Origin of the sequence: Sporosarcina sp. P25 (genome assembly GCF_002743235.1) — a bacterium.
GTDB classification, from domain to species: Bacteria; Bacillota; Bacilli; order Bacillales_A; family Planococcaceae; genus Sporosarcina; species Sporosarcina ureae_B.
This window is the reverse complement of sequence record NZ_PDYV01000008.1, coordinates 117535-142375: the sequence shown is the minus strand read 5'-3', so window position 1 is coordinate 142375 and position 24841 is coordinate 117535. Positions and strand designations below refer to the sequence as shown.

Below are 24841 nucleotides of genomic sequence, written 5' to 3'. Positions count from 1 at the left end.
TAACCCAAAGGTCACAGGTTCAAATCCTGTCCCCGCAACCAAGGTCCCGTGGTGTAGCGGTTAACATGCCTGCCTGTCACGCAGGAGATCGCGGGTTCGATTCCCGTCGGGACCGCCATTTTATACATACGCTTCGAAAAGCGTCTTTCTAAAAATAAAAAATGTGGCTCAGTAGCTCAGTTGGTAGAGCAAAGGACTGAAAATCCTTGTGTCGGCGGTTCGATTCCGTCCTGAGCCACCATTTATATGCCGGTGTAGCTCAATTGGTAGAGCAACTGACTTGTAATCAGTAGGTTGAGGGTTCAAGTCCTTTCGCCGGCATCCTTACTGGTGGGGTAGCGAAGTGGCTAAACGCGGCGGACTGTAAATCCGCTCCCTCCGGGTTCGGCGGTTCGAATCCGTCCCCCACCACCATTTAGGGGCATAGTTCAACGGTAGAATAGAGGTCTCCAAAACCTTTGGTGTGGGTTCGATTCCTACTGCCCCTGTATTTTTAAATAAATAATTATTGTGGCGGTCGTGGCGAAGTGGTTAACGCATCGGATTGTGATTCCGACATTCGGGGGTTCGATACCCCTCGTCCGCCCCATATATTTAAAAGAATTAACACTCATTACTATATTGTAAGTAATCATAACATGGCGGTCGTGGCGAAGTGGTTAACGCATCGGATTGTGATTCCGACACTCGGGGGTTCAATTCCCCTCGTCCGCCCCATTAGTGGGGTATAGCCAAGCGGTAAGGCAACGGACTTTGACTCCGTCACTCGTTGGTTCGAATCCAGCTACCCCAGTCAGTTTTGCGGAAGTAGTTCAGTGGTAGAATACGACCTTGCCAAGGTCGGGGTCGCGGGTTCGAATCCCGTCTTCCGCTCCACTATGTTGGCGGCATAGCCAAGCGGTAAGGCACGGGTCTGCAACACCCTTACCACCGGTTCGATTCCGGTTGCCGCCTTATAATTTTATATAATTACTTTACACGTGCCCGAGTGGTGGAATGGCAGACACGTCGCACTCAAAATGCGATGCCGCGAGGCGTGCCGGTTCAAGTCCGGCCTCGGGTATCATCAAAAGAACACAGCATATGCTGTGTTCTTTTTTATTGAAAAAATATAAAAATACCTGCTGCCTGTCGAAATGACAGGCAGCAGGCCATAGAGGAGAAATATGAAAGGGTGTTACTCAGTAAGGGGACATTGCCATGGACATGGTTGGTAATAGGTCATTGGTCAATGTGTAAAGGGTAACGAGTAATTGGTTTTAGCAAGTTTGTGTTCATATTCCCCACTCTATGCCTCAAAAAGGAGTCTCACCTTTTTGAGGTTAAAAGTAATTAGCACCATCAAAGTCAAGAACGATAGTGTAGTTTTTCATGTTGATACGATTCGATAGTTGGTGTGCGGCTTTTTCTGCTTGTTGTGCTCTTAGACGATATTGTTCTGGATCAAACAATGCTACACGATAAATCGTAGTGGATTCGGCAAAGCCATATTGTATTTCTTCTTTGCTCGCTAAAGAGAACTGTTTATAGTAAGAAGACTTTGCACGTAATTGGATAGCGAGTTCAATCGCTTCAACTAATGGTATTTGTTTGTTTTCGAATTCCACTGTATTGGTGCTGTTTGCTACATATATGAGATAGTCTAGTTTGCGTTGATCTGTTCTGACTTGTTCCATCTCGGCTTCTACGTCTTCTAATTTCCGGCTGATTATGGGACGTGGTGCACCTTTTTCAACTGTTATGAAAGCGACACGTTGGGCTTCTGTTTCTAATTCACGGATTTGCTTCGATAGAATACTTTTTAATTTAATTCCTTCAGCTAATGTAATATTCATGATTCCACCTCGTTTGTTAGAATAAAGTTAGAATTCCTACTATCCAATACAGAACTTATATAGTCTCCACCGTTTATGCTAGTGAACATTTTACCGCAAGCTTCAGCTAATTGTCGAGCTTTGTCGGAATCCAATGAAGGACGAATGAAAAGTAATTGAATGATGTTTTCTGTTTCCTCGGTTACGGCTGTTCGTATAGAATCAATATATGGGCTACCAAACGCACTATATCCGTCGCTTAGAAGTAAGATGTTTTCAAAGGTATTGAATTGATTATTCAATCCTTCGTAGCCATCGCGATTGGTGCCGATAGACAACATAATATCACCGGCTATTTTATCTGCATCATAAATAACTGTCGGGATTTCGTATTGCAAGGAAAAGAAAGTATTCAGATCTTCTGCACTATGGAAGGAAGAGGTATAGTGACGATCTTGAATCTGTTGTAAGAGTGATTGAAGGGCTGGTGGCTTAGTCGATGGGTCTGCTCCGAGAGTCGCCCAGATGGATTGCCATTCCGCTAGACCATTGAAATCCGCGAAATCTTTGTCCAGTAGTTCGAAATACAGTTGTTCTTGAAATAATTGTAGTCGTCCTTTTAGCATCTGAGGTGATGCGGAGACGATTGTTTTGTTATAATAGATTATGCCTAATTTAAAATCTGGGATTTTCGTGAATATAGAGGAATCAATAGTAAGTTGCATCAGTATCACCTGCTTGTAATTTTACTTCATCTTATCATAAGGGAGGCGGGGAATGGTGAATGTCGCTCAGTTACAACAGGAAATACAAACGTTTGCGGCGTCCATTGGAATAGACAAAATTGGTTTTACGACAGCGGCCCCGTTTGTGAAATTGAAGGATCGTCTGAAACAACAGCAACGATTGAATTATCAATCCGGCTTTGAAGAGCCCGATATAGAGAAAAGAACGGAGCCTTTATTATTACTGGATCAAGCAGAAAGTATCATTGCCATTGCAGTTGCATACCCCTCGAAAATGTCGGATAGTCCCCGTGGAAAAAAAGGGGAGCGCAGGGGTATGTTTTGTAGGGCTTCTTGGGGCGAAGACTACCATACGGTATTGCGTGACAAACTAGCACAGCTAGAATTATTCATTCTTACTAAAGTACCGGATGCACGACTTCGTTCTATGGTGGATACAGGAGAGCTTGTAGATCGTGCAGTAGCAGAACGTGCGGGGATTGGTTGGTCGGCTAAGAACTGCTCAATTATTACACCGGAGTTCGGGTCTTATGTCTATCTGGGCGAGATGATTACGAATCTGCCGTTTATACCAGATGAGCCGATGGAAGATCAATGTCTAGACTGTAATTTATGCTTGGATGTTTGTCCAACGGGTGCGATTATACAGCCGGGGCAATTAGATGCTCAGCGTTGTATTGCATTTTTAACACAAACAAAAAAACCTGTACCTGAAGAATTCCGGCACAAGATTGGAAATCGATTGTATGGGTGTGATACATGCCAAACGGTTTGTCCGAAAAACAAAGGATTGAATCACACGCACCAACTGGCATTCACGCCTGAGCCTGAGCTCGTTAAACCTTTGTTGCTGTCACTATTATCATTATCAAACCGGCAATTTAAAGAACAGTATGGCCATATGTCAGGCTCTTGGCGTGGAAAGAATCCAATTCAACGAAATGCATTGATTGCATTGGCTCATTTTAAGGATGAATCAGCGATACCGGAACTAACTAGATTAATAAAAGAAGACCCACGACCCATGATCAGAGGAACAGCGGCATGGGCACTTGGGGAAATCGGCACGACAGAAGGGCATGAGGTGCTTAAAGAAGCCTTGCTCATAGAAGAAGATGAGTTTGTAGTAAGTGAAATTACACAGGCTATGCAACTGCTGCATATTAATTGAAAGAAGGTAGTAAGATGACGATTCACGTTGCATTATTTGAACCGCAAATTCCCGCAAATACCGGAAATATTTCACGTACTTGTGCGGGTACGGATACAGCTCTCCATTTAATAAAGCCGCTTGGTTTTTCTACTGAAGATAAAATGTTGAAACGAGCTGGACTGGATTACTGGGAGCATGTTGATATTACGTATCATGAAGGAATCCAAGAGTTTCTAGACAGCTATCCGGAAGGCGAGTTTTATTTCATTACAAAATTCGGAGAGACGAGCTATGACACGTTTGATTATTCAGATCCCGATAAGGATATTTTCTTTGTGTTTGGCAAAGAAACTACTGGGCTGCCGAATGAAATAACGGATAAGTATAAAGAGAGTTGTTTGCGCATCCCGATGAACGATGAGCATATCCGTTCATTGAACTTGTCGAATACTGCTGCCATTCTTATTTATGAAGCACTTCGTCAACAAGGTTTTGCACACTTAACGTAATGTATAAAAAAAAGGGGATTGGCTCATGGCCAATCCCTTTTCTATTTACTTCATTTGATTCGTTTTTGATTCGCCTGGCTTATTTTCATATCCGCCAGTAAAGATTGCAGACAAGAATGCAAAACAAACAGCCATAATTAGAATTAGTCTCATTGTTTGTACCTCCTAAAAAATCAATAGTCCTTCTAACAGTATACCGTAAAAATTATATAAATGAAATAATCTTCGTCGTTTTATGTGACAGGTTACTAACAAATCTTAGTGAGGCAGGAATAGCAGCTGATAGGTGAATAGAACAGCGAAGATATACATCAGCATAGGAACTTGCTTACCTTGCCCTTTTGTAATCTTCAGTAACGGGTATGTGATGAATCCAAGTGCGATACCTGTCGCAATACTTGAAGTTAGCGGCATCGTCAAAATAACTAGAAACGCTGGGAATGATTCGTCGAATGAATCCCAATTGATATTTTTCACCGCACCGATCATCAAACTGCCCACAATAATCAAAGCAGGTGCTGTAATGGCTGCGACGCCGGATAAGGCACTGACGATAGGACTGAAAAATGCTGCAGCTATGAATAGTACTGCAACTGTCAATGTAGTCAACCCTGTACGCCCACCTACAGCTACGCCAGAGGATGATTCGACATAAGCGGATGTTGGGCTAGTTCCAACCATTGAGCCGACTGTGGCGGCTACTGAGTCGGCTAGAAGTGCATGGCGTGCACGAGGTAAAGAATTACCTTTCATGAGGCCAGCTTGCTTGGCTACTCCAATCATCGTTCCAGTTGTATCAAATAAAGTGACGAGTAGAAAAGATAGCACGACACCGTATAAACCGTAAGAAATAACATCTTGCATCGCCTGTACCGGATTCCATACAAGAACTCCTTCAGGCAAGTGGGGCATTTTCACAATACCATCGAATTGTAATTGCTTCGTGAAGAATGCGACAACACCTGTTGCAATCATTCCAATAAAAATAGCACCATAGACATTGCGGTTCATTAGAATAATAGTCACGAGCAATCCGAACAATGTCAGTAATACAGCAGGCGAGGTAAGTTCACCGAGCTGGACGATGTTGGACTCATGGGGAACTACTAATCCTGATAAACGTAGACCGATGAATGCGATAAATAATCCAATTCCGGCCGTGATACCGTGTTTAAGATTTTCAGGAATTTCTTCAATTAGCTTTTCTCGGAAAGAAGTCATCGATAATAATACAAAGATCAGACCTGCTATAAAGACGGCAGAAAAAGCTGTCAAGTAGTCGAGTTGACCGTCAGACCCGATGACGACGGAAGCAAAGTACGCATTCAAACCCATTCCAGGTGCAATAGCAATTGGATAGTTTGCGAATAAGGCCATCCAAAGCGTACCGATCACAGTAGCTATAATGGTGGCTAAAAAGACTTGATCGAATGGAACACCGGCTTCAGATAAAATAATTGGATTGACGATGACGATATAGACCATCGTCAGGAAAGTGGTCATGCCTGCAAGTAATTCTGTTTTGACTGTCGTTTGATTTTTCTCTAATTGGAACACTGTGTATTCTCTCCTTATATTACGAACATAATAAAGTCCATAGACAATAATATTCGTTTTTTTAGAAGAAATCAACCTGTTATATTTAAAAAACATTCATAAGTTCTGTTAAATAATGTACAATTGCACTATGAGTTTATAGAGGAGGATTTTTCATGTCAACGATTTTTGATCAGATGATTATACTGAGCAACGGTGTGCAAATGCCACAGTTCGGTTTAGGAACGTATAAAATGACAGAACCTGAGCAAACCATGCAAGCTGTTGAGAAAGCGGTTTCACTAGGCTATCGTGCAATTGATACAGCATCTATTTATGATAATGAACAAGCAGTGGGGGAAGCGATCCGTCACACCGGTCTAGCGCGTGAAGACTTCTTTGTGACATCGAAAGTGTGGAATGATCACCAAGGATATGATGAAACGCTGCGTGCATTCGAGCGTACATTAACTAGATTGGATATGAATTATCTAGACTTATATTTGACACATTGGCCTGTTGCTAGCAGTTACGTAGATACATATCGCGCGATTGAAAGACTGTATGATGAAAGATTGATTCGATCAACAGGTGTTTCCAATCATCACGAGTCACATTTACAAGAAATATTTACGATTGCTAATATTCGTCCTATGGTGAATCAAATAGAACTCCATCCACGTTTAACTCAAGAACCGTTGCGGCTGTTTTGTCGTGAACATCAAATTGCGGTCACGTCTTGGAGTCCTTTGGCTAGAGGGCAGATTCTTGAAGATGCAACACTCACTGCAATCGCTGCGCAACACGGGAAGACTGTCGCTCAAGTCGTCATCAGATGGCATCTCCAAAATGGATTGATCGTTATTCCAAAGTCTGTGTCATTTGATCGTATTCAAGAAAATAGTGAAGTGGCTGATTTTGAATTAACACTTTCAGATATGGCGATTATCGATGCGTTGAACCGTGATGAACGGACAGGTACGGATCCAGATTCATTTTAAAGGTATATTCAACACCATTGCCATATTTCACGGTTAACATTCTAAGTAGTAAAATAGAGCTGTCCAAGTGGTCTTTACGACCTCTTGAACAGCTCTGTTTTGTTTTATTCAGTTTCTACTACAATCATCTCTGACGTAATGGGATGCGTGAAAGTGACCTTTGTAGCGACTAGCTTATAAGGTCCTCTTGACATCGTCTCGCTTCCATACAGTTGATCTCCGACTACGGGGTGACCCATATGGGAGAAGTGGACACGAATCTGGTGTGTTCTTCCTGTTTCCAACTGTGCTTCAACAAGTGTCGTATCCGGTTTACGTTCAAGTACTTTAAAATGCGTGACCGCAGATTGGCCGGATGGTGATACTCTACGCTTTGTTGCATGATAGCGATCTTTACCGATTGGCATATTAATCGTACCGCGCGGTTTTCTTAGCTGACCTTCTAGTTCAGCCGTATAATATCGTTCGATTTGATTCTGTTCCAACATCCGGTCGAACATTGTTTTCGCTAGCGGATGCTTTGCGATAAGTAAAACACCTGCCGTATGTTGATCCAATCGATGGATATGCTCTGCATAGGTGCCGCTTTTTGCTTCAATATAGCCCATGACTTCGTTCATCAATGTGCCAGTACCAGGTAAGTGTTCCGGGTGTACGGATACTCCAGCAGGTTTGTGCACCGCAAGTAAATGTTCGTCTTCCCATAATACACGCAGGGAGTTTGACGGTTCTGGTTTGTATGCAGACTGTGCTTCAGAGAAACCGAAGATCAGTTCCGTGCCTTCAGGAAGGGGTTCTTTCCAATCTACTGGTTGTCCATCTGTATCCGTTACACTTTTATCCATGCGCATTTGGTGAACAGATTTCTTCCCACCTTGCCATTGTTCTCTTAGTAATTTTTCGATCGTCTCGCCGGGTCGTTCAGTCGTATAATGAAAACTTGTCATCTACGTAGTCTCCTTAATTGCTTTCGAATTCATCAAAGAATGCTCTAATTTGATCATCAGGCTGTGAGCCGACTGTTCTGCCTTGTTCTTTTCCATCTTTATAATGGACTAGTGTAGGCCATGATGTAATATTGTATTCCTGTTTTAACTGATCTTGGTACTCGAGCAGATTATACTGATAGACATGTGCACCATATTCATCTGCAATCGGCATCAAACGCGGTGTCATATCTATGCAGTGCGGGCATTCCGGGCTGAAGTAATAAACAGTTGTCGGTTCGCCGCTTTCAATCTTTTTGAAGATTTCTTCAGGAAGTTCGACGTTCTGATAACTTTCATTGTCTAATAAATCGATTGTGGATTGTTGTAGATTATTTGTACCGTACGGATTGTCAGCCAGCTTCGTTTCATTGGATTTATTATTGAGGACAATGATCAGAATGAAGAGTGCGACAATAATTCCACCAATAGCTAGTAATTTTTTCAATGTGTTTCACTCCTTTGTTTGTTTCAAGATTACAAGACTTGCGATGAAAATAAAAGCAAATGCTATCAATGCAAGAAAAGGAATCGTAATAAAGCCGAGATAATTGATGTATGCACCTGTACAAGAAGCCCCGCTGCATTCAGGAGCGCTGTCTTGTAAGAAAGCCAGTTTCTGAAGACCGTAGTGGTAGAGGGAGATACACCCTCCTATGAAAGCGAATGAAGCTGTAGTCCAGGCAATCGAAATGTTTTTTTGAATAAGTGCAATCAAACCGATTAATACAATAGGATACATGAAAATTCGTTGGTACCAACACAACGTGCAAGGTATATAGCCTTTGATTTCTGAGAAATACAAAGAGCCAAGTGTAGCGATTAGCGCGACGGCCCACATGGAGAGGAGCCAGTTTTCCTGTTTTTTATTCATTGAGCATCTCCTTACCATTGGATCATAGATAAAAGCTTTCCCGTTTAGACGGGAAAGCTTTATTTAGACGAATCGGTAGCTTCATTGGTTGCGACTTCGGAAGGTTGTTTTTTTGCTTCTAGGTAAAGAATATGGTTGCCGTCTACTTCCTTGACAGTAAACTCATATCCTTGTTCAATAATCTTTTCGCCTTGTATAGCTTCAAAGCGTTGATCCATGAACCAACCGCCGATTGTATCAATATCCTCTTCAAGTATTTCAATGTTCAATGCATGATTGACATTTTCAATCAGCATTTTAGCATCCAGAATATAATGGTCTGTCCCAACGATCTGGAGTTCAGGTAGTTCATCCATATCGAATTCATCGCGGATCTCACCAACAATTTCTTCTAAGATGTCTTCAATAGTGACCAAACCTGAAGTCCCTCCATATTCATCCAATAGAACGGCCATGTGAATACGTTCCCGCTGGATCTTCAAGAGTAATTCTCCAATTGGGATCGTTTCGATGACTCGGATAATTGGCTGCATATAATTGATGACCGATTTACTACCATTTGACGGATCTTTAATATAGGCCGTCAGTAAGTGTTTCATGTTAATAAGTCCGATGACGTGATCTTTGTCGCCGTCGATAATTGGATAACGGGTAAACTGTTCTACACCTAGTAATTCGAACACTTCGGATAATGTCATTTCTTTATCGACTGTCATCATTTCTGTTCTTGGTAGCATAATTTCCTTTGCGACTCGATCATCAAACTCAAAAATACGATTGACGTACTTGTACTCTGCTTGATTAATTTCCCCGCTTCGCAAACTATCAGATAAAATAATACGCAATTCTTCCTCTGTATGACCTACTTCTAATTCGGAAATGGATTTGAAGCCTAGCAATCGTGTAACGAGACGTGCCGATCCGTTCATTCCTTTAATGATCGGGTACATAAGACGGTAAAATAGATTCAGTGGGACGGCAAGGGATAAGGATAATTCTTCCGCCTTATGCAAAGCGATGGTCTTTGGAGCTAGTTCTCCTACCACGACATGCAAATAGGTGACGATCGCTAAAGCGATAGTGAATGAAAGAATGGTTTCGACATGGGCATCAAGTATAAACATTTCAAAAACAGGAGCTAACATCATACGGACTGTTGGTTCCCCGAGCATACCTAAGCCGAGTGCCGAAATCGTAATTCCGAGCTGACAAGCGGATAAATATTCATCTAAATTATCGGCAATTTTTTTTGAAAGAACCGCACGTTGATTACCTTCGACGATTAATTGGTCGAGACGTGATGAACGGACTTTCACGATTGCGAATTCACACGCGACAAAAAAAGCGGTGATTGCGATCAAGGCAGCAAATGCTGCCAATCGTATGGCAATATCCAAATAATAGCTTCGCGCTTAACCCAGATGAGGGAAAAGAACAAAGCGTACACCTCCTGTAAAGTAAAGTTAGTTATCTTTTATAATAATTTATTTATAGAGAAATTACAATTCGATTTGCTTACAGAATGGAAAAAATCGTATTAGTCGTATGTAATGTGTCGATATATAGAGCGAATGGCGATGTGATAACACCGCTACATGGCGAAAATACCATCCATTTACGCTTGTTTTTCAAATATGTAAAAATCTTTTAAAAAAGACTGAAGACCAAATCCTTTGCACAAGGAAAGTGTCTTCAGTCTTAGGCAATATTTTTACTCACCGTATTGTGGTTGGGTTTCTTTAAAGGCGTTTTGTTCGTTGGGGACGCGACTTTTGTCTTCAAAGACGTTTTCAGTTTTTTGGTTTTGTACCTTCAACCGCTCTTTTTCTAACTGTTGCTTGCCTTTTGATTGTTCTTTGCCCATAAAAGCACCTCCTCTAGTTAGAGGATGGTCGATTTAGATGGTTCTCATTCATAGACGTGGAAAGTCATAAGGTCATGCACCATTCGTAAGACTTGTTCTTCGCCCGGAGGTGTGCCGTTTTTCCAGTTGATTGTGCCATCTTTATGGTAATCGCCTTTGTATTGTTTGTTATGGTAATAAAATGAGATGGTCCAGCCTGGCAGATCAGAGTCTTCGAACATTTTTTTATAACTGAAATGTTGTAGCATCATGTTTTCTCCTTTATTGTTCCAGTAGTGATATCCTGTTCGTTCATTTCATAAACTGACCAAAAGGACGAAAGGATGAGTGTGTGTTTGTTACTCAACTACGTAATGCAGTCGAGGAAAAGTATAAATCGTATTTTTATTATAAGTCCATGTATCAGCTAACGAATGATTTGTTATGGCAAGAATTCATTCGCCATGCGTATGAGGATGAAAAAAGTCATTACGAGATGTTTCAGCAGTTGCATTATATAATGACAAATGAGTTTGTGCCGAATCCCAAAAAGCCAGCGCCTTGTACAAATTTAAAAGAGTCAGCCAAAAATGCGCTAGTTTATGAACTTGAAGCAGTAGAACAATGTAAGGAAATGTTTTTGACGATTCCTTTTGAAGAAGCATATGATCCAATTTTCATTGCATTACATGATGATATGGAGCATGCGATTCGAATGTCTACCATATTCAATGGAGCAAATTAAATCAGACGTCGAAAGAGAATTTTTGAAAATACTTGGCGCCTTCAAGCATCCGAACTCCATACCAAAACATTTCACCATCAATGAGCTGGATCGCTGAATCGGGTAGCATTTCTTGGAATTGAACTTGTTGTTTTTCTTTAAATGGATAGGGTTCAGATGACAGTAAGACTAAATCAAGATCCGCTTCCTTGAATTGTTCTTCCGTTAAAGCCGGATAGCGATCAGATGATTCAGCAAACGGTGTGATGAAACCGAGTTCTTGTAACAGCGAGTTGATATAAGTGTCTTTTCCGACAACCATATACGGCTTTTGCCAAATGACATAGGCAACTCGTGCAGCAGGTAGAGTGGGGAGCGCCGTAAATGCTTGCTTGATTTCTGATACAAGCGATTTCGATTGTTGCTCATGATCAGTCAACGATCCCATATCTGTAATCATTCTATAAGCTTCGTCGATCGTCTGTACTTCTGCTACATAAACCGGATAGAACTCGGAAAGAATTTCAACCATCTCTTTTGTGTTTTCTTCTTTTTCCATAATAATCAAGTCAGGTTGTACTTCATGTATCTTTTCCAACTTTAAATCTTTCGTTCCTGCGACTGCGGGAACGTTCTTAGCTTGTTCGGGATATATACAATATCGTGTGCGTCCAACAATTTCTTCCTCAAGTCCAATTCCGAATAATGTTTCTGTAATACCAGGACATAATGTAACAATTCGTTTGGGTGGGAAATTATACACAACGGTTCTTCCCAAGTGGTCGATAATTTCTTTCTTCAATGAAATGAATACCTCCTTTGTCGATATGTGAAAACGTAGGATCATGATAAGTAATACTCTACTTGCAACGTACCTGAACTGCTATCAAATGTAAAGTCAGAAATCTCCGCCTCTAATTGCTTTTCATTCAGCTGGTTTTTGTTATAATTGGAACGAAGACCAAGTGGAATAAGGTGAAGCGATTGAAAATAGTACTAACTATTTTGTTCATGGCGTTTATTGGCGCATTGATTGGTGGAGTAACGAATCATCTGGCGATCAAGATGCTGTTTAGGCCACATGAAGCAAAATACATTGGAAAAACTCGTTTGCCGTTTACACCCGGCTTGATTCCGAAGCGCCGAAATGAATTGGCGACACAGCTTGGTAAAACGGTGACAAATTATTTGCTGACACCTGACCTGTTCCGGAAAAAGATGTTGACGCCTGGAATGGAAAAGCGTGTACAGACGTTTGTCCAAAGTAAAATGGATCAATACATCCTGCAATCAGATAAGACATTGAACGACTGGCTCAAGCTTGCGGGTGCAGACGGACTTCCTGAACAAGTGGAAGATAAGTTGGTTACATTGATTGATCAGCAACTATACGGGATGAAAGAAAAAGTAACAACAGGTACAGTGGAAGACGTCATGCCTCTTCGGTGGCAACAACAAATAGAAGAAAGAATTCCTCTAGCTTCTGATTTTGTACTATTACGTGCAAGTCAATTTGTTGATTCAGCAGAAGGAAGACAGACATTCCAAAAGTTGATCGATGATTTCTTGGCTTCAAAAGGCACATTTGGCGGTATGCTCAATATGTTTTTTGGAGAATCGGAATCGCTTGTCGGCAAGGTTCAGCGGGAAGCATTGCGATTTATAGAAGCACCTGGAACAAAAGAGTTACTGGATAAATTGATTTGGAAAGAGTGGCAAAATGTTCAGCAACAACCGATGGAACAATTGACGTCTGGATTCGATTTTGATAGTGTGTTTGCTTCAGTGAGAAAATATGCACTGGAACAATTGGCGCTACGTGAAAGACTCGATCACAGCTTGTCCCATTATTGGCCACAAGGATCCACCTGGACGGCTGAGAAGGTGACACCACAGATTGTCAGCTTTTTATTCACCCAAGCAGAAGCGCAACTTGAACAATCGTTGAAGAAACTAAAACTAGATGAAATGGTGAAAGAACAGGTTGACACATTCCCTGTGGCTGTTCTGGAAGATCTAGTTCTCGGCATTTCACGTAGAGAGTTTAAAATGATTACGGTTCTGGGCGCGTTTTTAGGTGGAATTATTGGTATTGTGCAAGGAATCATAGCAATTACACTAAATGGATAGTAGGAGGAGTTAGTATGTCAGTAAATATTTATGATGATATGAACAAATTGGAATCAACTTTGCGTAAAACAGATGAGTATGTAGCGGTGAAAACAGCAATGGCCGATGTGAAAGGTGACGAGCAAGCACTTGCATTGTTCGAAAGCTTTCGCGAAATCCAAATGAAATTACAACAGAAACAAATGGCTGGCGAAGAGATTGAAGGAGACGAGCTTGAGCACGCGCAAAAAACAGCATTACTCGCTCAAGAAAATCCGAAAATCTTGGCTATGCTGACTGCTGAAATGAAACTCAGCGAATTGATTGAAGAAGTAAACCGTGTAGTATTGAAACCGGTTCAAGATTTATATGAAGGATTCAATTAATAGATATATCGAAACCGGCCTAGGCCGGTTTTTTTCAACAGATGGAGAGTAGGAGAAAATAATGCAACAATTATATGTGAATCAACAGTTCCCTCAAGATTGGATCCGAATGTTTACACACTTAGCCAATTTATTTTTCGAACAGTCTAAAATAGTGACAGATCGAACGGATGAAACTGCGATTGCGTTACAATTTAGAGAAGAATACGAAGAATCGCCAAGTGTAACGGTAGATATTCAATGGCAAGACAAGCATTATACGTCGCGTTTTGCCGAAGAGGTAAAAGAAACAGAAGAACGCGAGCAAATACGTCAGCGCAAAAGAATGTATTCCCATGTATTGCTAGATGCACTGGAACAAGCAACTGGAATGGATCAAGAGTGGGGAATTCTAACGGGAATCCGACCTACCAAGTTGTATCATATGTATCTTCAAGACGGCCATTCGGTCGATGAAGCAAAGCAATTACTTCAGCAACGTCATCGTGTATCTGTACGAAAAAGTGATTTGATTGCGAAAATTGCAGACGTTCAGCTAAATGCATTGCCCGATTTATATTCATTGAAAGAAGAAGTGAGTATATATATCGGTATTCCGTTTTGTCCGACAAAATGTGCGTATTGCACGTTCCCAGCTTATGCGATTCATCGAAAAAGTGGGCGAGTGGAGACATTCCTCGACGGCTTGCATGAAGAAATGCGCGCGATGGGTAAATGGTTAAAAGAACATGATATTCGCATTACGACAATTTATTTCGGTGGCGGAACACCCACGTCTATTGAAGCAGATGAAATGGATGCACTCTATCAAACGATGATGGACTCATTCCCTTATATGGAACATGTTCGTGAAGTAACGGTAGAAGCCGGGCGTCCAGATACAATTACGGTACCAAAACTCGAAGTGCTGAAGAAGTGGGGCATAGATCGAATCAGTGTCAATCCGCAATCATATACGGACGAAACGTTGAAAGCAATCGGCCGTCATCACACGGTACAGGAAACGATCGATAAATATTGGTTGTCAAGAGAGCAAGGAATGCGCAATATAAATATGGACTTAATCATTGGTTTGCCGAATGAAGGTCTGGAAGAATTTGAACATTCATTAGCTGAAACAGAAAAGATGCAGCCGGAATCTTTGACGATCCACACTTTGTCATTCAAGCGCGCTTCTGAAATGACGCGCAACAAAGATAAGTATCAAGTGGCGGACCGCGAAACTGTAGGGAAAATGATGACGCGCGGTGAGGAATGGTCTCGTGATAATGGCTATATACCGTATTATCTTTACCGCCAGAAAAACATATTAGGAAATCTTGAAAACGTAGGGTATTCAAAACCCGGTGAAGAAAGTCTTTATAACATTTTGATCATGGAAGAAGCGCAAACCATTATCGGCTTAGGTTGCGGAGCTTCGAGTAAGTTCATGGAACCAGCAACTGGCAAGTTGACGCAATTCCATAATCCGAAAGAACCTGGCGCCTATATATTGGGCTTTGAAGAAGCCATCGATAAGAAAATAGCGTATTTGGAAAAGTTATTTCCTTCTTCAGAGACTATAAAGTAATATTGAAATTCCCCCGTCGTAAAAATGGCGAGGGGATTTTTTTGTTAAAGTTATGCAAATGATCTGGTAATTGTGTATAATGTAATGAATGAACAACCATTCACATAAAGGGGGAATTGATTTTGACAAAACAGATCGAAGTGGAAATTGAAGGACGATTAGCGACAATAACCTTTAACCAACCTGATGTAATGAACGCAATGGACGGCGTCATGATGAAAGAATTGGCGGATATTGTAGATCAACTAAAGGTGAATTCCTCAGTACATGTCGTACTGTTCCGGGGTGCTGGTCGAGCATTTTCTGCTGGTGGAAACGTCAAGGCGATGCTAAACCCGAATGGGCCAATGAAAATGGAAGACATCATGGTCGACTTATCGAGATTGGCTTTGTCTATGTATAGCATGCCACAAATCACCATTGCGTCCGTACATGGCGCAGCGGCGGGATTAGGATGCAGTATCGCTATTGCATGCGATGTTGTCATCGCGGAAGAATCAAGTAAAATTGCAATGAACTTCATTGGCATCGGACTCGTTCCAGATGGTGGCGGTCACTTCTTCCTGAAAGAACGCGTAGGCACAGCCAAAGCTAAACAACTCATTTGGTCTGGGAAAGTACTTGATGGAAAAAGTGCAATGCATATTGGACTCGTTGACGAAGCGGTAGCAGATGGTGAAGCGTGGAACACGGCACAACAACGCGCTCAATTGATCTTGCACTCCCCGACAGCTTCTATGGCGGCAACAAAGAAAATACTCCATGCGGCGGGCATCGCAGAACTTGAACAAATAGTGAGACTCGAAAGTGAAGCACAAACAGCCATGCGCTCAACAACTGATCACCGCGAAGGCGTACAGGCGTTTATTGAGAAAAGAAAACCGAGCTTCACGGGTCAATAAATGGCAGATAAAAAGACGCGCTATGGAAACTGCGCATCTCGTTTACATCTATTATCAACTTTGAAGAATTATTGATACTTAGCGGCTGTTTCTCTCCATGAGAAATAGCCTTTTTCTATAGCACGCAATAGTAACTCCGCTGAAGCTAAATTTGTAGCGAGAGGTATACCATAGACATCACATAATCGAAGTAACGCACTCACATCCGGTTCATGTGGCTGTGCAGTCAACGGATCACGGAAAAATAAAATTAAATCTAGCTCACCCATCGCGATCATGGCTCCCATCTGCTGATCTCCGCCAAGAGGACCCGACATGAGTCGTGTGACAGATAGATCGGTTTCTTCCATGATGCGTAAGCCTGTTGTGCCCGTTGCGTAAAGAGTATGTTTAGCAAAAATCTGCTCGTAAGCAATTGTGAAATTGACTAATTCAGCCTTTTTTTCATCATGCGCAATCAAAGCAATGTTCAAACGAGTCACTTCCTTCTACGATTTCTTGACGACCATAGCGTATCACAAAATTCTGAAAAAATCTTGTGCTATTTGTATAAAGATTTGAAAATTGTGCGCAATACAATTTCCTGTTGTTCATATTCATCGTATAAAAAACAAAATCCCCTACAAACGGAGATTTTGTCATTTGTTTACGTATGGAATAATAATAATTTACCAAGAGGGGAAGCCAGGCGGTGCGTTCGCTCGAGCAAATCTTTTTCTGTCAGCAACTGATGACCTTGTTCTTTTGCTACGTCATCAGATTCAGCAGTGAAAGTTTCTTCTGTAATCAATGAACCATCTTTTTCGTAAGCTGTAAGTTTGTACGTTTTCATTGTATCGCCTCCATCATCTTTTACTTAGTATACTATGAATTGAACGAAATGAATAATGATTCAGTGAATTAAAGTGAAAAAAGATAGTGAATGTTAGAATGTCTAAGAAGAATATTTACAATTATGAAACATATTGTCTCTTGAAACGTAGAACGAGATAGAGAGTATTGAAGGAGATGATGTACATGGCCTTAGAATTGGAACGAGTGACTAAACGATTTGGCGATTTTACAGCAGTGGATCAGCTGTCATTGACGGTGGAAGAAGGGACGATGTATGGATTTCTTGGAGCAAACGGCGCCGGAAAGACCACTACATTTCGAATGATTTTGGGATTACTAACTCCGACAGAAGGAAATATTTCATGGAACGGCCGTACGATATCGTATGAGACAAGTCCGCTAATTGGGTATCTACCGGAGGAACGGGGGCTTTATCCAAAAATGAAAGTGTTGGATCAGTTAATCTTTCTTGGACAGCTACGTGGAATGAAAAAGTCAGCAGCGAAAAGCTCCGCACTGCATTGGTTGGATCGTTTCGAAGTACCACAAAATACGAATAAAAAGGTAGAGGAGTTATCCAAAGGGAATCAGCAAAAGATACAAGTCATTGCCGCATTATTGCATGATCCGCAATTGTTGATCCTGGATGAACCGTTCTCAGGACTTGATCCGGTTAACGTCGAGATGCTAAAAAAAGCGATCGTAGACTTCCGTAATAACGGAGCAACGATTCTGTTTTCAAGCCACCGTATGGACCATGTAGAAGAGTTATGCGAACAACTCAGTATTATTCACCATGGTAAACAATTGGTCAGTGGAAATTTGCGAGACGTAAAACGTTCATTCGGCAAAAAAAATGTCCGAATCCGTGCAGACTTTCCTTTATTAGAGCTAGAAAGCATCGAAGGAGTAACGACCGCTCATCATTCATTAGAAGGTGCAGTCTTTCAAGTTGAGGATGAACAAGTGGCGCATACGCTATTGCAGGCAGCGTTGCTTAAAGGACCGATTCGTCAGTTTGAAATAGAAGAACCATCTTTGCAAGACATATTTATTGCGAAAGTGGGGAAAGAGCATGCGTGAATTTTGGATTATTTTCAAACAAAGTTTCTTAACTAAAGCTAAAACCAAATCATTTTTCATTACGACACTTATTATGGTAGCAGGTATTTTCCTCTTCGCGAATTTGCCGAGCATTATGGAAAAGGTCGGTAAGATGATGGGGAATGAAGAAGAGGATCGTGTAGTGGTCGTTGATGAAAGTGGCGTGTTATTTGACCGTCTGTTTGAACAACTTCAGCAAAATGAGCAAGGCATTTCATTGGAGCTGACAGAAGACTCGCCAGATCAGTTGTCAAAGCAAGTAAAATCCGAAGAAATTGCCGCGTTCATGGAATTGAGTTTCGATGCTGATCAAACGATTCAAGCCAATTACACTACAAGCAGCTTAGTAGACCAATTTTTGCCTTCTGCTCTGCAAGATGCATTACAGAACATTCAAACTGAGGTGAAAGCTGAACAGCTCTCATTATCGGGTGAACAAGTTTCTGAGTTATTTGCACCCATTCAATTTGAGAAACATAATATTTCAGAAACAGCAAAATCAGAAGAAGAACTAAACCAGGCTCGTATCTTGGTATATGTATTGATGTTCGTCATTTATTTTGCCGTAATTATTTATTCATCGATGATTGCAACGGAAGTAGCAACAGAAAAATCATCACGCGTGATGGAAATTCTTATCTCGAGCGTATCACCTGTTAAGCATATGTTTGCGAAAGTGCTTGGAATCGGATCACTCGGAATTGTACAGATACTAATTTATGCAGTGTCCGGATTTTTAGCTTATAGACTTTCTTCCACAGGAGAAGAAAATGAGTTATCCGCATTCTTTAGTTTAGAAAACTTAGAAGTAAGCACACTTGTTTACGCAGTGATATTCTTCTTACTGGGCTATTTCTTATACGCCACACTTGCAGCCTTGCTTGGTTCATTAGTGAGCCGTACAGAAGACGTACAGCAAATGATTATGCCGATGTCGTTGCTGATCGTTGCAGCCTTCATAATCGCAGCAACTGGTCTTGGGAATCCAGAATTAGGATATTTAAAAATCGCATCGTTCATCCCATTCTTCGCTCCACTTGTCATGTTCCTTCGAGTTGGCATGCTCGACTTACCTTTATGGGAGCCTTTGCTTTCCATAGGCATTATGGTTGTGACCATCTTGATCCTCGGCTGGTTCGGATCGAAAGTGTATCGTGGCGGTGTCTTAATGTATGGGCCATCACGTTCACTGAAAGATTTGAAGAAGGCTATACAACTTGGAAGAGAATAGGTTTATGAGAAGGGTGTCCCGAGAAGTCACAGTGCTTCTTGGGATATTCTTTTTTGTGTGGATTCAAGTCCAAGCGTAAGTGGGGGTAGTGACCATGAAGGGATGGAAGCTTCAGCTGACGGACGCTTTCCCATGAGCCCGCGTCTGTCTCAATCCTATTTTTATTTGTGGATGGATGTAGATCACTTATTGGTCATAGCGTGTTAATTAGTTATGTCTTTCAACTTAGTTAAGTTCAGTGCAGGGATTTACTTAACTATTACTCTAACCTTCCCATTCAGAAAGAGACACTAGTTGATCGTAAGTGGAAGGCGGCGACTCCGGGAGGATCAGCGTGAGTTCGAGACCCTGGACTGAACGAAGTGAGGGAAGCGGCTTGGGCCACGCCCTCCGGAAAGCGTCCGCCTGGAACGTCGATCAGCGGTGCCTTCAAGTTACCTCATTTGTAGATGTTCACTTTCCAGTAATAGATGAAATATGTTAAAATAGGAACGAGTATTCGTGGAAGGGGTGCGACCTATGGAACCTATACGTTTTTTACATACAGCCGACCTGCACTTGGACAGCCCTTTTAAAGGCATGGCGGCAGCAGGTCCGGACGAACTTGTCAGACTGCAGCAGTCCACATTCGCCGCATTCGACCGATTCATAGCCTACGCAGTTAAAGAACGCCCGGATTTCATTGTCATTGTGGGCGATATTTACGACGGTGAAGACCGTAGTTTGCGTGCGCAAATTCGTTTTCAGCAAGGTATGCAACAACTTCAAAAAGTGAATATTCCTGTCTACCTGTCCTATGGAAATCACGACCACCTTGAAGGTAGATGGACTAGAGTTTCATTGCCCGAAAATGTTCACGTGTTTTCTGAACGAGTAGAGCAAAAACAACTGCTGATCCGTGACAACATCATTTATTTACATGGCTTCAGCTATCCGCAGCGCCATGTTAAAGAACCAATGAGTAGGCAATATCCGAAAGCTACTGACGGAATACATATTGGTCTATTACATGGAAGTGTGGCAGGAGATGCAGAGCATGCTGTATATGCGCCGTTTACAATCCGTGAATTACAAGATAAGCATTATCACTACTGGGCGCTTGGCCATATCCATAAGCGCCAAGTATTGTCGTCAGAACCACCGATTGTTTACCCTGGCAATATTCAAGGCCGGCATCGCAATGAACAAGGACGTAAAGGTTTTTATGACGTCTTGTTGACGTCTACTAACACTACCCTTAAATTTGTGGGCACATCAGATATTGTATTCACTACCTTGACGGTTTCGTGCGAAGGAATTGACTACGCAGATGACTGGATTTCTGCTTGTCAGGAAGCGATTGATCAACTAACAGCTGAAGCTGGTAGTATCGTCGTGGAGTTAGTGATGAAACATACGGAAGGTTTGACAAAAGACGTAGCTAGGGCTGAGACAGAATGGCTCAACATTTTGCGTGAACAGTATGAAGCAATGGAACCTTTTGTGTGGATTTCAGCAATTGAATGGCCGCCAATCCATGATTCAGTAGTCCCCAATTCATTATTGGAACCAGTGGAAAGAACCATGTCCTCTTGGGAAGTGAATGACTGGAATGACTTAGTGAAAGAAGTGTACAACCATAAAGCCGGTCGCTATTTAGAAGCACTGACGCCTGCAGATTTTGAGCGGTTAAAACAGCAGGCAACCGCATTGCTTGAGAATGAAATGTTGAAGGAGAGCTGAAATGAAAATCCAGAAAATACTTCTTTATGGATTCGGTCAGCATGAGAATCTAGAAATTGATTTGCGCCCCGGTATGAATCTTTTGTATGGACCGAATGAAGCAGGGAAGACGACCATTCAGCAAGCCATCCTTCATATTTTATTTGGATTTCCACAAAAAAATCAACAAGAGCTGCGGTATGAGCCGAAAACAGGTGGTAAATATGGCGGCTGTCTATATATAGAAGATCAAGAGTATGGTAATTGGGTGATTGAGCGGGTGCGTGGGAAGTCTTCAGGTGACGTCTTAATCCGTTTTGAAGATGGGGGTATTGCAGAGGAAGCAGAACTGAAGAGGTTATTGAGAGGCTACGATCGACAAGCCTTTGAATCCATATTCTCTTTCTCCTTATTCCAGTTACAAGATCTCGAGAAAATGGATGAAAATGATTTAAGCCGTACATTACTTGCTTCAGGTACGACTGGTTTAGATACACTTTGGAAAGTTGAAAAGAAGATGGAGAAAGAAATGGGTGGCCTCTTCAAAAAATCTGGAAAAATACCGCCGATGAATAAAAAACTAATCGAAATACGTGAACTTGAACAATCCATGCAAAAAGAGCAGCAGAAGCTCTCGACGTATGAACCGCTTACTATTCGCAAGCAAGAACTCGATGAGCAAGTGGCGACTTTACGCTTGGAAGAGCAACATCTTTATAAGCAGTCTGAAGAACAACGAATCGCCATGCAAATTGTTCCGCTCCAGCAACAGCGCAATCAATTACATGAACAACTTACTCACTTATCGGATGAGTTTCCAGCAGCGGGAATCCGTCGTTATGAAGAACTGGCCAGTAAACAATCAGAATGGCAATTAAAGAAAACACGTCTAGAGAAAGAACAGGCGGAGTGGCAGTCGGAATTAATCGATTTGCGACCTGACAGTGAACGGCAACAGTTGGAGCGGTGGGTGGCACAGGAAGCGGAATGGCATCGGTTACGTACCGATCGACTTTCTGCTGAACAGGAAATTCGTATGCTCGAAAAGAAACAACAGCAGTTCAGCAATCGCTTAGGGTTAACTAACGAGCAGCAGTTATCAATAGGGAACATAGATGTCTCCATACAACGTGAACGTCAACTTGAGCCTATCGTTGAAGAGCAGAAAGAATTGGATCAGCAACTAAAAGCATTGCAACGTCTATTGGCAGAAGCAGAAAGTGAGCGTCAGGGAGCAGAGCAACGAAAAGAACGTACGGAACGTTTGCGATTGACTGAATCTGAACGAGAGAAACTGGCGACTTTGCCAGAATTGCAACGTCAACTAGCTGAGGCTAAATTCATTGTATCTGCGGGAGATAAGCACGTATCGAATCAGATCGTTCCGGCAGTTATTTTGCTCATTGGACTAGCGATCGGGGCATATAGTATCTTGCAGCAGCAATGGTTGTTTGCGGGCCTCGGTCTAGTCGTTGTGGCGGTCGGTGCTTGGTTATGGAAACAACGACCTGATTCTGTTTCAGACCAGCAATCGTTCATTCGAGATCATGAAGCGTTAGCAGCAGAACTTGAGAGACTAGCTGAGCGTGATGTTCTGCAACAGCGCGATGAGCAACAAGTTGTAACCGAGATTGAAAGACTGGATCATAAATTGCAGAAATACGCGGAAGAAATGGAACAACTTTACCATCAGAAACAACAAGCGGTGAAGACGTTGCAAGAACTGTTGCAAGATGAACCATTCGATTTGACATTCAATATTCAGGAAAGCTTTCGGTTACTGCGCGAGTTCCAGGACACGGAAATAGATTTGAGAACATGGCGGCAACGTCTGCTAACAACGACACAGCACATACAATCGCTAATCAAAGAAGTGGAAGAAGTGCTCGGACCTGTTGCGGAAGAAGGTTTATTCGAAAGAATTCGCCAAGAACTACTTCGTCAGAATAGCCTGCAAGAAAAGCATTTAAGCAAACAACAAACAGTAGTTGAAATCAAAGAACAGTTACAAGAAACACAGGAGCTGTTGGAAACAACAAGAGCAGAAATTCAAAAATTGTTCGATAGCGTTGGCGTATCGGAAAAAGAACAATTTTACACTGCGTATCAGCAAAATCAAGATGCACAATTGCTGAAACGACAGCTAAAAGAAGTAGAAGCCCAGCTTTCTTTATATAGTAAAGAACCATTAGTAAAAGAATGGACCCTACCCGAACTGGAACGACAACGCAGTGAAACGTCGAACCGTCTTCAAATGATTCGTCAAGAAGTAGAGGCGCTTGTAGATGAGCAAGTCAAGGTAGGTCATGAAATCTCACAAATGGGTGCCAGTCAAACGTACAGTGAACTTCAGCAGTTAGTAGAAGTGCGAAAAGCCGAGTTGGAAGAAATGACAGAACAATGGGTAATCCGCAAAGCTGTCCGTGAGTCGATTCGACAGACGATGAGTGAGTGGAAAGAACATCAATTACCAGCCGTTCTCATTCAGGCGAATAAATGGTTTAGCTATTTAACAGGAAATCGATACGCAACGCTCGGTTTAACGATGGAAGGTTATTTTGAGGCAGTCACTGACGAAGGACAAACTTTCATGATCAATGAACTCAGTCAAGCTACAAAAGAGCAAGCTTATCTTTCATTGCGACTAGCGTTAGCATATGAATTATCAGAGCGTGCACCGTTCCCAATCATTATGGATGATCCATTTGTTCACTTTGATAATGAGCGACTTTCGCGTATGATAGAAATACTTACTGGGTTACAGCCATCTCATCAATTTCTGTACTTTACTTGTCATCAAGAGATGAAATCGAAATGGCCAAGTGAGCCTCATACAATTGAGATTGGACGAAAAGTAAAAGGGGAGATTCACTGATGAAAAAACTACTTGACTATCAAGTCGGCGAAACGATCGACATGTATTTATTGATTAAACAGGCAACAAAAGGTGTCACACAGCAGGGGAGTCCGTTCATGACGTTGATTCTGCAAGATAAAAGTGGGGACCTTGAAGCGAAACTTTGGGATGCGGGTGAAGAACAAGCCCAGATGTATCAGGGGGCGACTATCGTAAAAGTAGGTGGAGAAATCCACGAATACCGCGGAAAAAATCAACTTCGACTTAAAGCAATTCGTCCTGTAAAAGAAGACGAAGGCGTAACGATTGCAGATTTAGTACCGTCTGCTGAAAAGAGTAAGGAAGTATTGCTTGATGAATTAATGCAATATTTCTTTGAAATGAAAAATCCACAAATCCAGCGTGTCACTCGTCATTTATTGAAGAAGCACCAGCAAGACTTCGTGTTATATCCGGCAGCTACGAGAAATCATCATGACTACGTGTCAGGCTTGCTAGATCACGTAGTTTCGATGCTGAAACTTGGTAAGGCAATTGCGGAGTTGTATCCGACGTTGAACAAAGACTTGCTGTATGCAGGGATTATTTTGCATGATATCGGAAAGGTCATCGAGTTGTCAGGCCCAGTCGGTACGCAGTATACGATTGAAGGGAACTTGCTAGGACATATTACGATCATGGTCAATGAAATCTCCAAGGCGGCAGAAGAACTGGAGATCGCAGGCGAAGAAGTGATGTTGCTTCAGCATATGGTGTTGTCTCACCATGGTAAAGAAGAGTGGGGCAGTCCGAAGCGTCCGATGTTAAAAGAGGCAGAGATTCTTCACTATATCGATAATATCGATGCGAAGATGAATATGCTGAACCGTGTGATGTCGAAAACGACGCCAGGCGAGTTCTCTGAGCGCGTTTTCCCGTTGGATAACCGTTCGTTCTACAAGCCTACGTTTGAATAAATTAA

The 24841-nt window shown here is 42.0% G+C and carries 25 protein-coding genes and 11 tRNA genes; 24 read left to right on the top strand and 12 right to left on the bottom strand.

Annotation, left to right across the window (positions count from 1 at the left end; all coding sequences use genetic code 11):
* Positions 1–42 precede the first annotated feature (42 nt).
* The 11 genes from CSV70_RS09310 (at position 43) to CSV70_RS09260 (ending at position 1063) form a co-directional block, all read left to right on the top strand.
* A tRNA-Asp gene (locus CSV70_RS09310) sits at positions 43–118 on the top strand.
* 47 nt (positions 119–165) lie between these two features.
* A tRNA-Phe gene (locus CSV70_RS09305) sits at positions 166–241 on the top strand.
* A 7-nt stretch (positions 242–248) separates the two neighbouring features.
* A tRNA-Thr gene (locus tag CSV70_RS09300) sits at positions 249–321 on the top strand.
* 8 nt (positions 322–329) lie between these two features.
* Positions 330–414, top strand: a tRNA-Tyr gene (locus tag CSV70_RS09295).
* 3 nt (positions 415–417) lie between these two features.
* A tRNA-Trp gene (locus tag CSV70_RS09290) sits at positions 418–488 on the top strand.
* A 25-nt stretch (positions 489–513) separates the two neighbouring features.
* Positions 514–589: transfer RNA gene (locus CSV70_RS09285), tRNA-His, on the top strand.
* A gap of 52 nt (positions 590–641) precedes the next feature.
* Positions 642–717: transfer RNA gene (locus tag CSV70_RS09280), tRNA-His, on the top strand.
* A gap of 4 nt (positions 718–721) precedes the next feature.
* Positions 722–793 (top strand) — tRNA-Gln (locus CSV70_RS09275).
* Positions 794–801: 8 nt separating this feature from the next.
* Positions 802–876 (top strand) — tRNA-Gly (locus CSV70_RS09270).
* A 7-nt stretch (positions 877–883) separates the two neighbouring features.
* A tRNA-Cys gene (locus CSV70_RS09265) sits at positions 884–954 on the top strand.
* Between the two features lie 28 nt (positions 955–982).
* Positions 983–1063: transfer RNA gene (locus CSV70_RS09260), tRNA-Leu, on the top strand.
* A gap of 259 nt (positions 1064–1322) precedes the next feature.
* Here CSV70_RS09260 and CSV70_RS09255 read toward each other — a convergent pair.
* A complete protein-coding gene (locus CSV70_RS09255) occupies positions 1323–1838 on the bottom strand; it encodes a hypothetical protein (protein ID WP_143560410.1) in 516 nt (171 codons plus the stop codon).
* The gene (locus CSV70_RS09250) at positions 1832–2539 is read right to left on the bottom strand and encodes a B3/B4 domain-containing protein (protein ID WP_085131622.1); all 708 of its coding nucleotides are present in this window, start codon (positions 2537–2539) and stop codon (positions 1832–1834) included. Before CSV70_RS09250 ends, CSV70_RS09255 begins: the two co-directional genes overlap by 7 nt.
* A 55-nt stretch (positions 2540–2594) precedes the next feature.
* On the opposite strand from CSV70_RS09250, the gene queG reads away from it, so the two are divergent.
* Complete coding sequence (gene queG / locus CSV70_RS09245; protein ID WP_085133567.1) at positions 2595–3731, top strand: tRNA epoxyqueuosine(34) reductase QueG; 1137 nt, start codon at positions 2595–2597, stop codon at positions 3729–3731.
* Between the two features lie 14 nt (positions 3732–3745).
* On the top strand, positions 3746–4222 hold the full coding sequence (gene trmL, locus CSV70_RS09240; RefSeq protein WP_085131621.1) for a tRNA (uridine(34)/cytosine(34)/5-carboxymethylaminomethyluridine(34)-2'-O)-methyltransferase TrmL: 477 nt from the start codon (positions 3746–3748) through the stop codon (positions 4220–4222).
* Between the two features lie 258 nt (positions 4223–4480).
* Here the strand turns inward: trmL and CSV70_RS09235 are convergent, their stop codons facing one another.
* Positions 4481–5779, bottom strand: coding sequence for an NCS2 family permease (locus CSV70_RS09235; RefSeq protein ID WP_085131620.1), 1299 nt, complete (start codon positions 5777–5779; stop codon positions 4481–4483).
* A gap of 155 nt (positions 5780–5934) precedes the next feature.
* Here CSV70_RS09235 and CSV70_RS09230 point away from each other — a divergent pair, with 155 nt between their 5' ends.
* Positions 5935–6759: an aldo/keto reductase gene (locus CSV70_RS09230; protein ID WP_099628631.1), complete on the top strand. Its 825-nt coding sequence runs from the start codon at positions 5935–5937 to the stop codon at positions 6757–6759.
* A 104-nt stretch (positions 6760–6863) separates the two neighbouring features.
* On the opposite strand, the gene CSV70_RS09225 is transcribed toward CSV70_RS09230, so the two are convergent.
* The 6 genes from CSV70_RS09225 to CSV70_RS09205 all read right to left on the bottom strand — a co-directional run bounded on the left by CSV70_RS09225 (position 6864) and on the right by CSV70_RS09205 (position 10734).
* Complete coding sequence (locus CSV70_RS09225) at positions 6864–7706, bottom strand: RluA family pseudouridine synthase (RefSeq protein WP_085131619.1); 843 nt, start codon at positions 7704–7706, stop codon at positions 6864–6866.
* Between the two features lie 13 nt (positions 7707–7719).
* Positions 7720–8193, bottom strand: a complete 474-nt coding sequence (locus tag CSV70_RS09220; protein WP_085131618.1) for a thioredoxin family protein — start codon at positions 8191–8193, stop codon at positions 7720–7722.
* A 6-nt stretch (positions 8194–8199) separates the two neighbouring features.
* A complete protein-coding gene (locus tag CSV70_RS09215; RefSeq protein WP_085131617.1) occupies positions 8200–8619 on the bottom strand; it encodes a disulfide oxidoreductase in 420 nt (139 codons plus the stop codon).
* A 59-nt stretch (positions 8620–8678) separates the two neighbouring features.
* Positions 8679–10016, bottom strand: coding sequence for a hemolysin family protein (locus tag CSV70_RS09210; RefSeq protein ID WP_099627873.1), 1338 nt, complete (start codon positions 10014–10016; stop codon positions 8679–8681).
* Positions 10017–10330: 314 nt separating this feature from the next.
* Positions 10331–10483: a hypothetical protein gene (locus tag CSV70_RS16495; RefSeq protein WP_157111228.1), complete on the bottom strand. Its 153-nt coding sequence runs from the start codon at positions 10481–10483 to the stop codon at positions 10331–10333.
* A 44-nt stretch (positions 10484–10527) separates the two neighbouring features.
* On the bottom strand, positions 10528–10734 hold the full coding sequence (locus tag CSV70_RS09205) for a YheE family protein (RefSeq protein WP_369822351.1): 207 nt from the start codon (positions 10732–10734) through the stop codon (positions 10528–10530).
* A gap of 80 nt (positions 10735–10814) precedes the next feature.
* On the opposite strand from CSV70_RS09205, the gene CSV70_RS09200 reads away from it, so the two are divergent.
* A complete protein-coding gene (locus CSV70_RS09200; RefSeq protein WP_085131614.1) occupies positions 10815–11207 on the top strand; it encodes a ferritin family protein in 393 nt (130 codons plus the stop codon).
* Position 11208: 1 nt separating this feature from the next.
* On the opposite strand, the gene CSV70_RS09195 is transcribed toward CSV70_RS09200, so the two are convergent.
* The gene (locus CSV70_RS09195; RefSeq protein ID WP_099628629.1) at positions 11209–11988 is read right to left on the bottom strand and encodes a helical backbone metal receptor; all 780 of its coding nucleotides are present in this window, start codon (positions 11986–11988) and stop codon (positions 11209–11211) included.
* Between the two features lie 173 nt (positions 11989–12161).
* Here CSV70_RS09195 and CSV70_RS09190 point away from each other — a divergent pair, with 173 nt between their 5' ends.
* The 4 genes from CSV70_RS09190 to CSV70_RS09175 all read left to right on the top strand — a co-directional run bounded on the left by CSV70_RS09190 (position 12162) and on the right by CSV70_RS09175 (position 16153).
* A complete protein-coding gene (locus CSV70_RS09190; RefSeq protein WP_099628628.1) occupies positions 12162–13316 on the top strand; it encodes a DUF445 domain-containing protein in 1155 nt (384 codons plus the stop codon).
* 14 nt (positions 13317–13330) lie between these two features.
* Positions 13331–13681, top strand: coding sequence for a YlbF/YmcA family competence regulator (locus CSV70_RS09185; protein ID WP_085131611.1), 351 nt, complete (start codon positions 13331–13333; stop codon positions 13679–13681).
* 61 nt (positions 13682–13742) lie between these two features.
* Complete coding sequence (locus CSV70_RS09180) at positions 13743–15251, top strand: coproporphyrinogen III oxidase (protein WP_099628627.1); 1509 nt, start codon at positions 13743–13745, stop codon at positions 15249–15251.
* Positions 15252–15367: 116 nt separating this feature from the next.
* Positions 15368–16153, top strand: a complete 786-nt coding sequence (locus CSV70_RS09175) for an enoyl-CoA hydratase (RefSeq protein WP_085131609.1) — start codon at positions 15368–15370, stop codon at positions 16151–16153.
* Between the two features lie 68 nt (positions 16154–16221).
* On the opposite strand, the gene mgsA is transcribed toward CSV70_RS09175, so the two are convergent.
* Both mgsA and CSV70_RS09165 read right to left on the bottom strand, forming a co-directional pair.
* On the bottom strand, positions 16222–16626 hold the full coding sequence (mgsA, locus tag CSV70_RS09170) for a methylglyoxal synthase (protein ID WP_198166080.1): 405 nt from the start codon (positions 16624–16626) through the stop codon (positions 16222–16224).
* Between the two features lie 173 nt (positions 16627–16799).
* Positions 16800–16985 (bottom strand): YhzD family protein, encoded by a 186-nt coding sequence (locus tag CSV70_RS09165; RefSeq protein WP_085131607.1) that lies wholly within the window; start codon positions 16983–16985, stop codon positions 16800–16802.
* A gap of 185 nt (positions 16986–17170) precedes the next feature.
* Here CSV70_RS09165 and CSV70_RS09160 point away from each other — a divergent pair, with 185 nt between their 5' ends.
* The 5 genes from CSV70_RS09160 to yhaM all read left to right on the top strand — a co-directional run bounded on the left by CSV70_RS09160 (position 17171) and on the right by yhaM (position 24836).
* A complete protein-coding gene (locus CSV70_RS09160) occupies positions 17171–18070 on the top strand; it encodes an ABC transporter ATP-binding protein (protein ID WP_099628626.1) in 900 nt (299 codons plus the stop codon).
* On the top strand, positions 18063–19322 hold the full coding sequence (locus CSV70_RS09155; protein ID WP_099628625.1) for an ABC transporter permease: 1260 nt from the start codon (positions 18063–18065) through the stop codon (positions 19320–19322). The genes CSV70_RS09160 and CSV70_RS09155 overlap by 8 nt, the downstream gene beginning before the upstream one ends.
* Positions 19323–19841: 519 nt before the next feature.
* Entirely contained in the window at positions 19842–21044 is a 1203-nt protein-coding gene (locus CSV70_RS09150) for a metallophosphoesterase family protein (RefSeq protein ID WP_099628624.1), read from the top strand.
* Between the two features lies 1 nt (position 21045).
* Positions 21046–23898, top strand: a complete 2853-nt coding sequence (locus CSV70_RS09145) for an ATP-binding protein (RefSeq protein WP_099628623.1) — start codon at positions 21046–21048, stop codon at positions 23896–23898.
* A complete protein-coding gene (yhaM, locus tag CSV70_RS09140) occupies positions 23898–24836 on the top strand; it encodes a 3'-5' exoribonuclease YhaM (RefSeq protein ID WP_099628622.1) in 939 nt (312 codons plus the stop codon). The genes CSV70_RS09145 and yhaM overlap by 1 nt, the downstream gene beginning before the upstream one ends.
* Positions 24837–24841 lie beyond the last annotated feature (5 nt).

Excerpts from the sequence above, each read along its gene's own strand:
- CSV70_RS09225 (WP_085131619.1), bottom strand. The coding sequence starts at position 7,706 with ATGACAAGTTTTCATTATACGACTGAACGACCCGGCGAGACGATCGAA.
- CSV70_RS09155 (WP_099628625.1), top strand. The coding sequence starts at position 18,063 with ATGCGTGAATTTTGGATTATTTTCAAACAAAGTTTCTTAACTAAAGCT.
- CSV70_RS09205 (WP_369822351.1), bottom strand. The coding sequence starts at position 10,734 with ATGATGCTACAACATTTCAGTTATAAAAAAATGTTCGAAGACTCTGAT.
- CSV70_RS09145 (WP_099628623.1), top strand. The coding sequence starts at position 21,046 with ATGAAAATCCAGAAAATACTTCTTTATGGATTCGGTCAGCATGAGAAT.
- CSV70_RS09160 (WP_099628626.1), top strand. The coding sequence starts at position 17,171 with ATGGCCTTAGAATTGGAACGAGTGACTAAACGATTTGGCGATTTTACA.
- CSV70_RS09215 (WP_085131617.1), bottom strand. The coding sequence starts at position 8,619 with ATGAATAAAAAACAGGAAAACTGGCTCCTCTCCATGTGGGCCGTCGCG.
- CSV70_RS09150 (WP_099628624.1), top strand. The coding sequence starts at position 19,842 with ATGGAACCTATACGTTTTTTACATACAGCCGACCTGCACTTGGACAGC.
- CSV70_RS09180 (WP_099628627.1), top strand. The coding sequence starts at position 13,743 with ATGCAACAATTATATGTGAATCAACAGTTCCCTCAAGATTGGATCCGA.
- trmL (WP_085131621.1), top strand. The coding sequence starts at position 3,746 with ATGACGATTCACGTTGCATTATTTGAACCGCAAATTCCCGCAAATACC.
- CSV70_RS16495 (WP_157111228.1), bottom strand. The coding sequence starts at position 10,483 with ATGGGCAAAGAACAATCAAAAGGCAAGCAACAGTTAGAAAAAGAGCGG.
- yhaM (WP_099628622.1), top strand. The coding sequence starts at position 23,898 with ATGAAAAAACTACTTGACTATCAAGTCGGCGAAACGATCGACATGTAT.
- CSV70_RS09250 (WP_085131622.1), bottom strand. The coding sequence starts at position 2,539 with ATGCAACTTACTATTGATTCCTCTATATTCACGAAAATCCCAGATTTT.
- CSV70_RS09230 (WP_099628631.1), top strand. The coding sequence starts at position 5,935 with ATGTCAACGATTTTTGATCAGATGATTATACTGAGCAACGGTGTGCAA.
- CSV70_RS09185 (WP_085131611.1), top strand. The coding sequence starts at position 13,331 with ATGTCAGTAAATATTTATGATGATATGAACAAATTGGAATCAACTTTG.
- CSV70_RS09165 (WP_085131607.1), bottom strand. The coding sequence starts at position 16,985 with ATGAAAACGTACAAACTTACAGCTTACGAAAAAGATGGTTCATTGATT.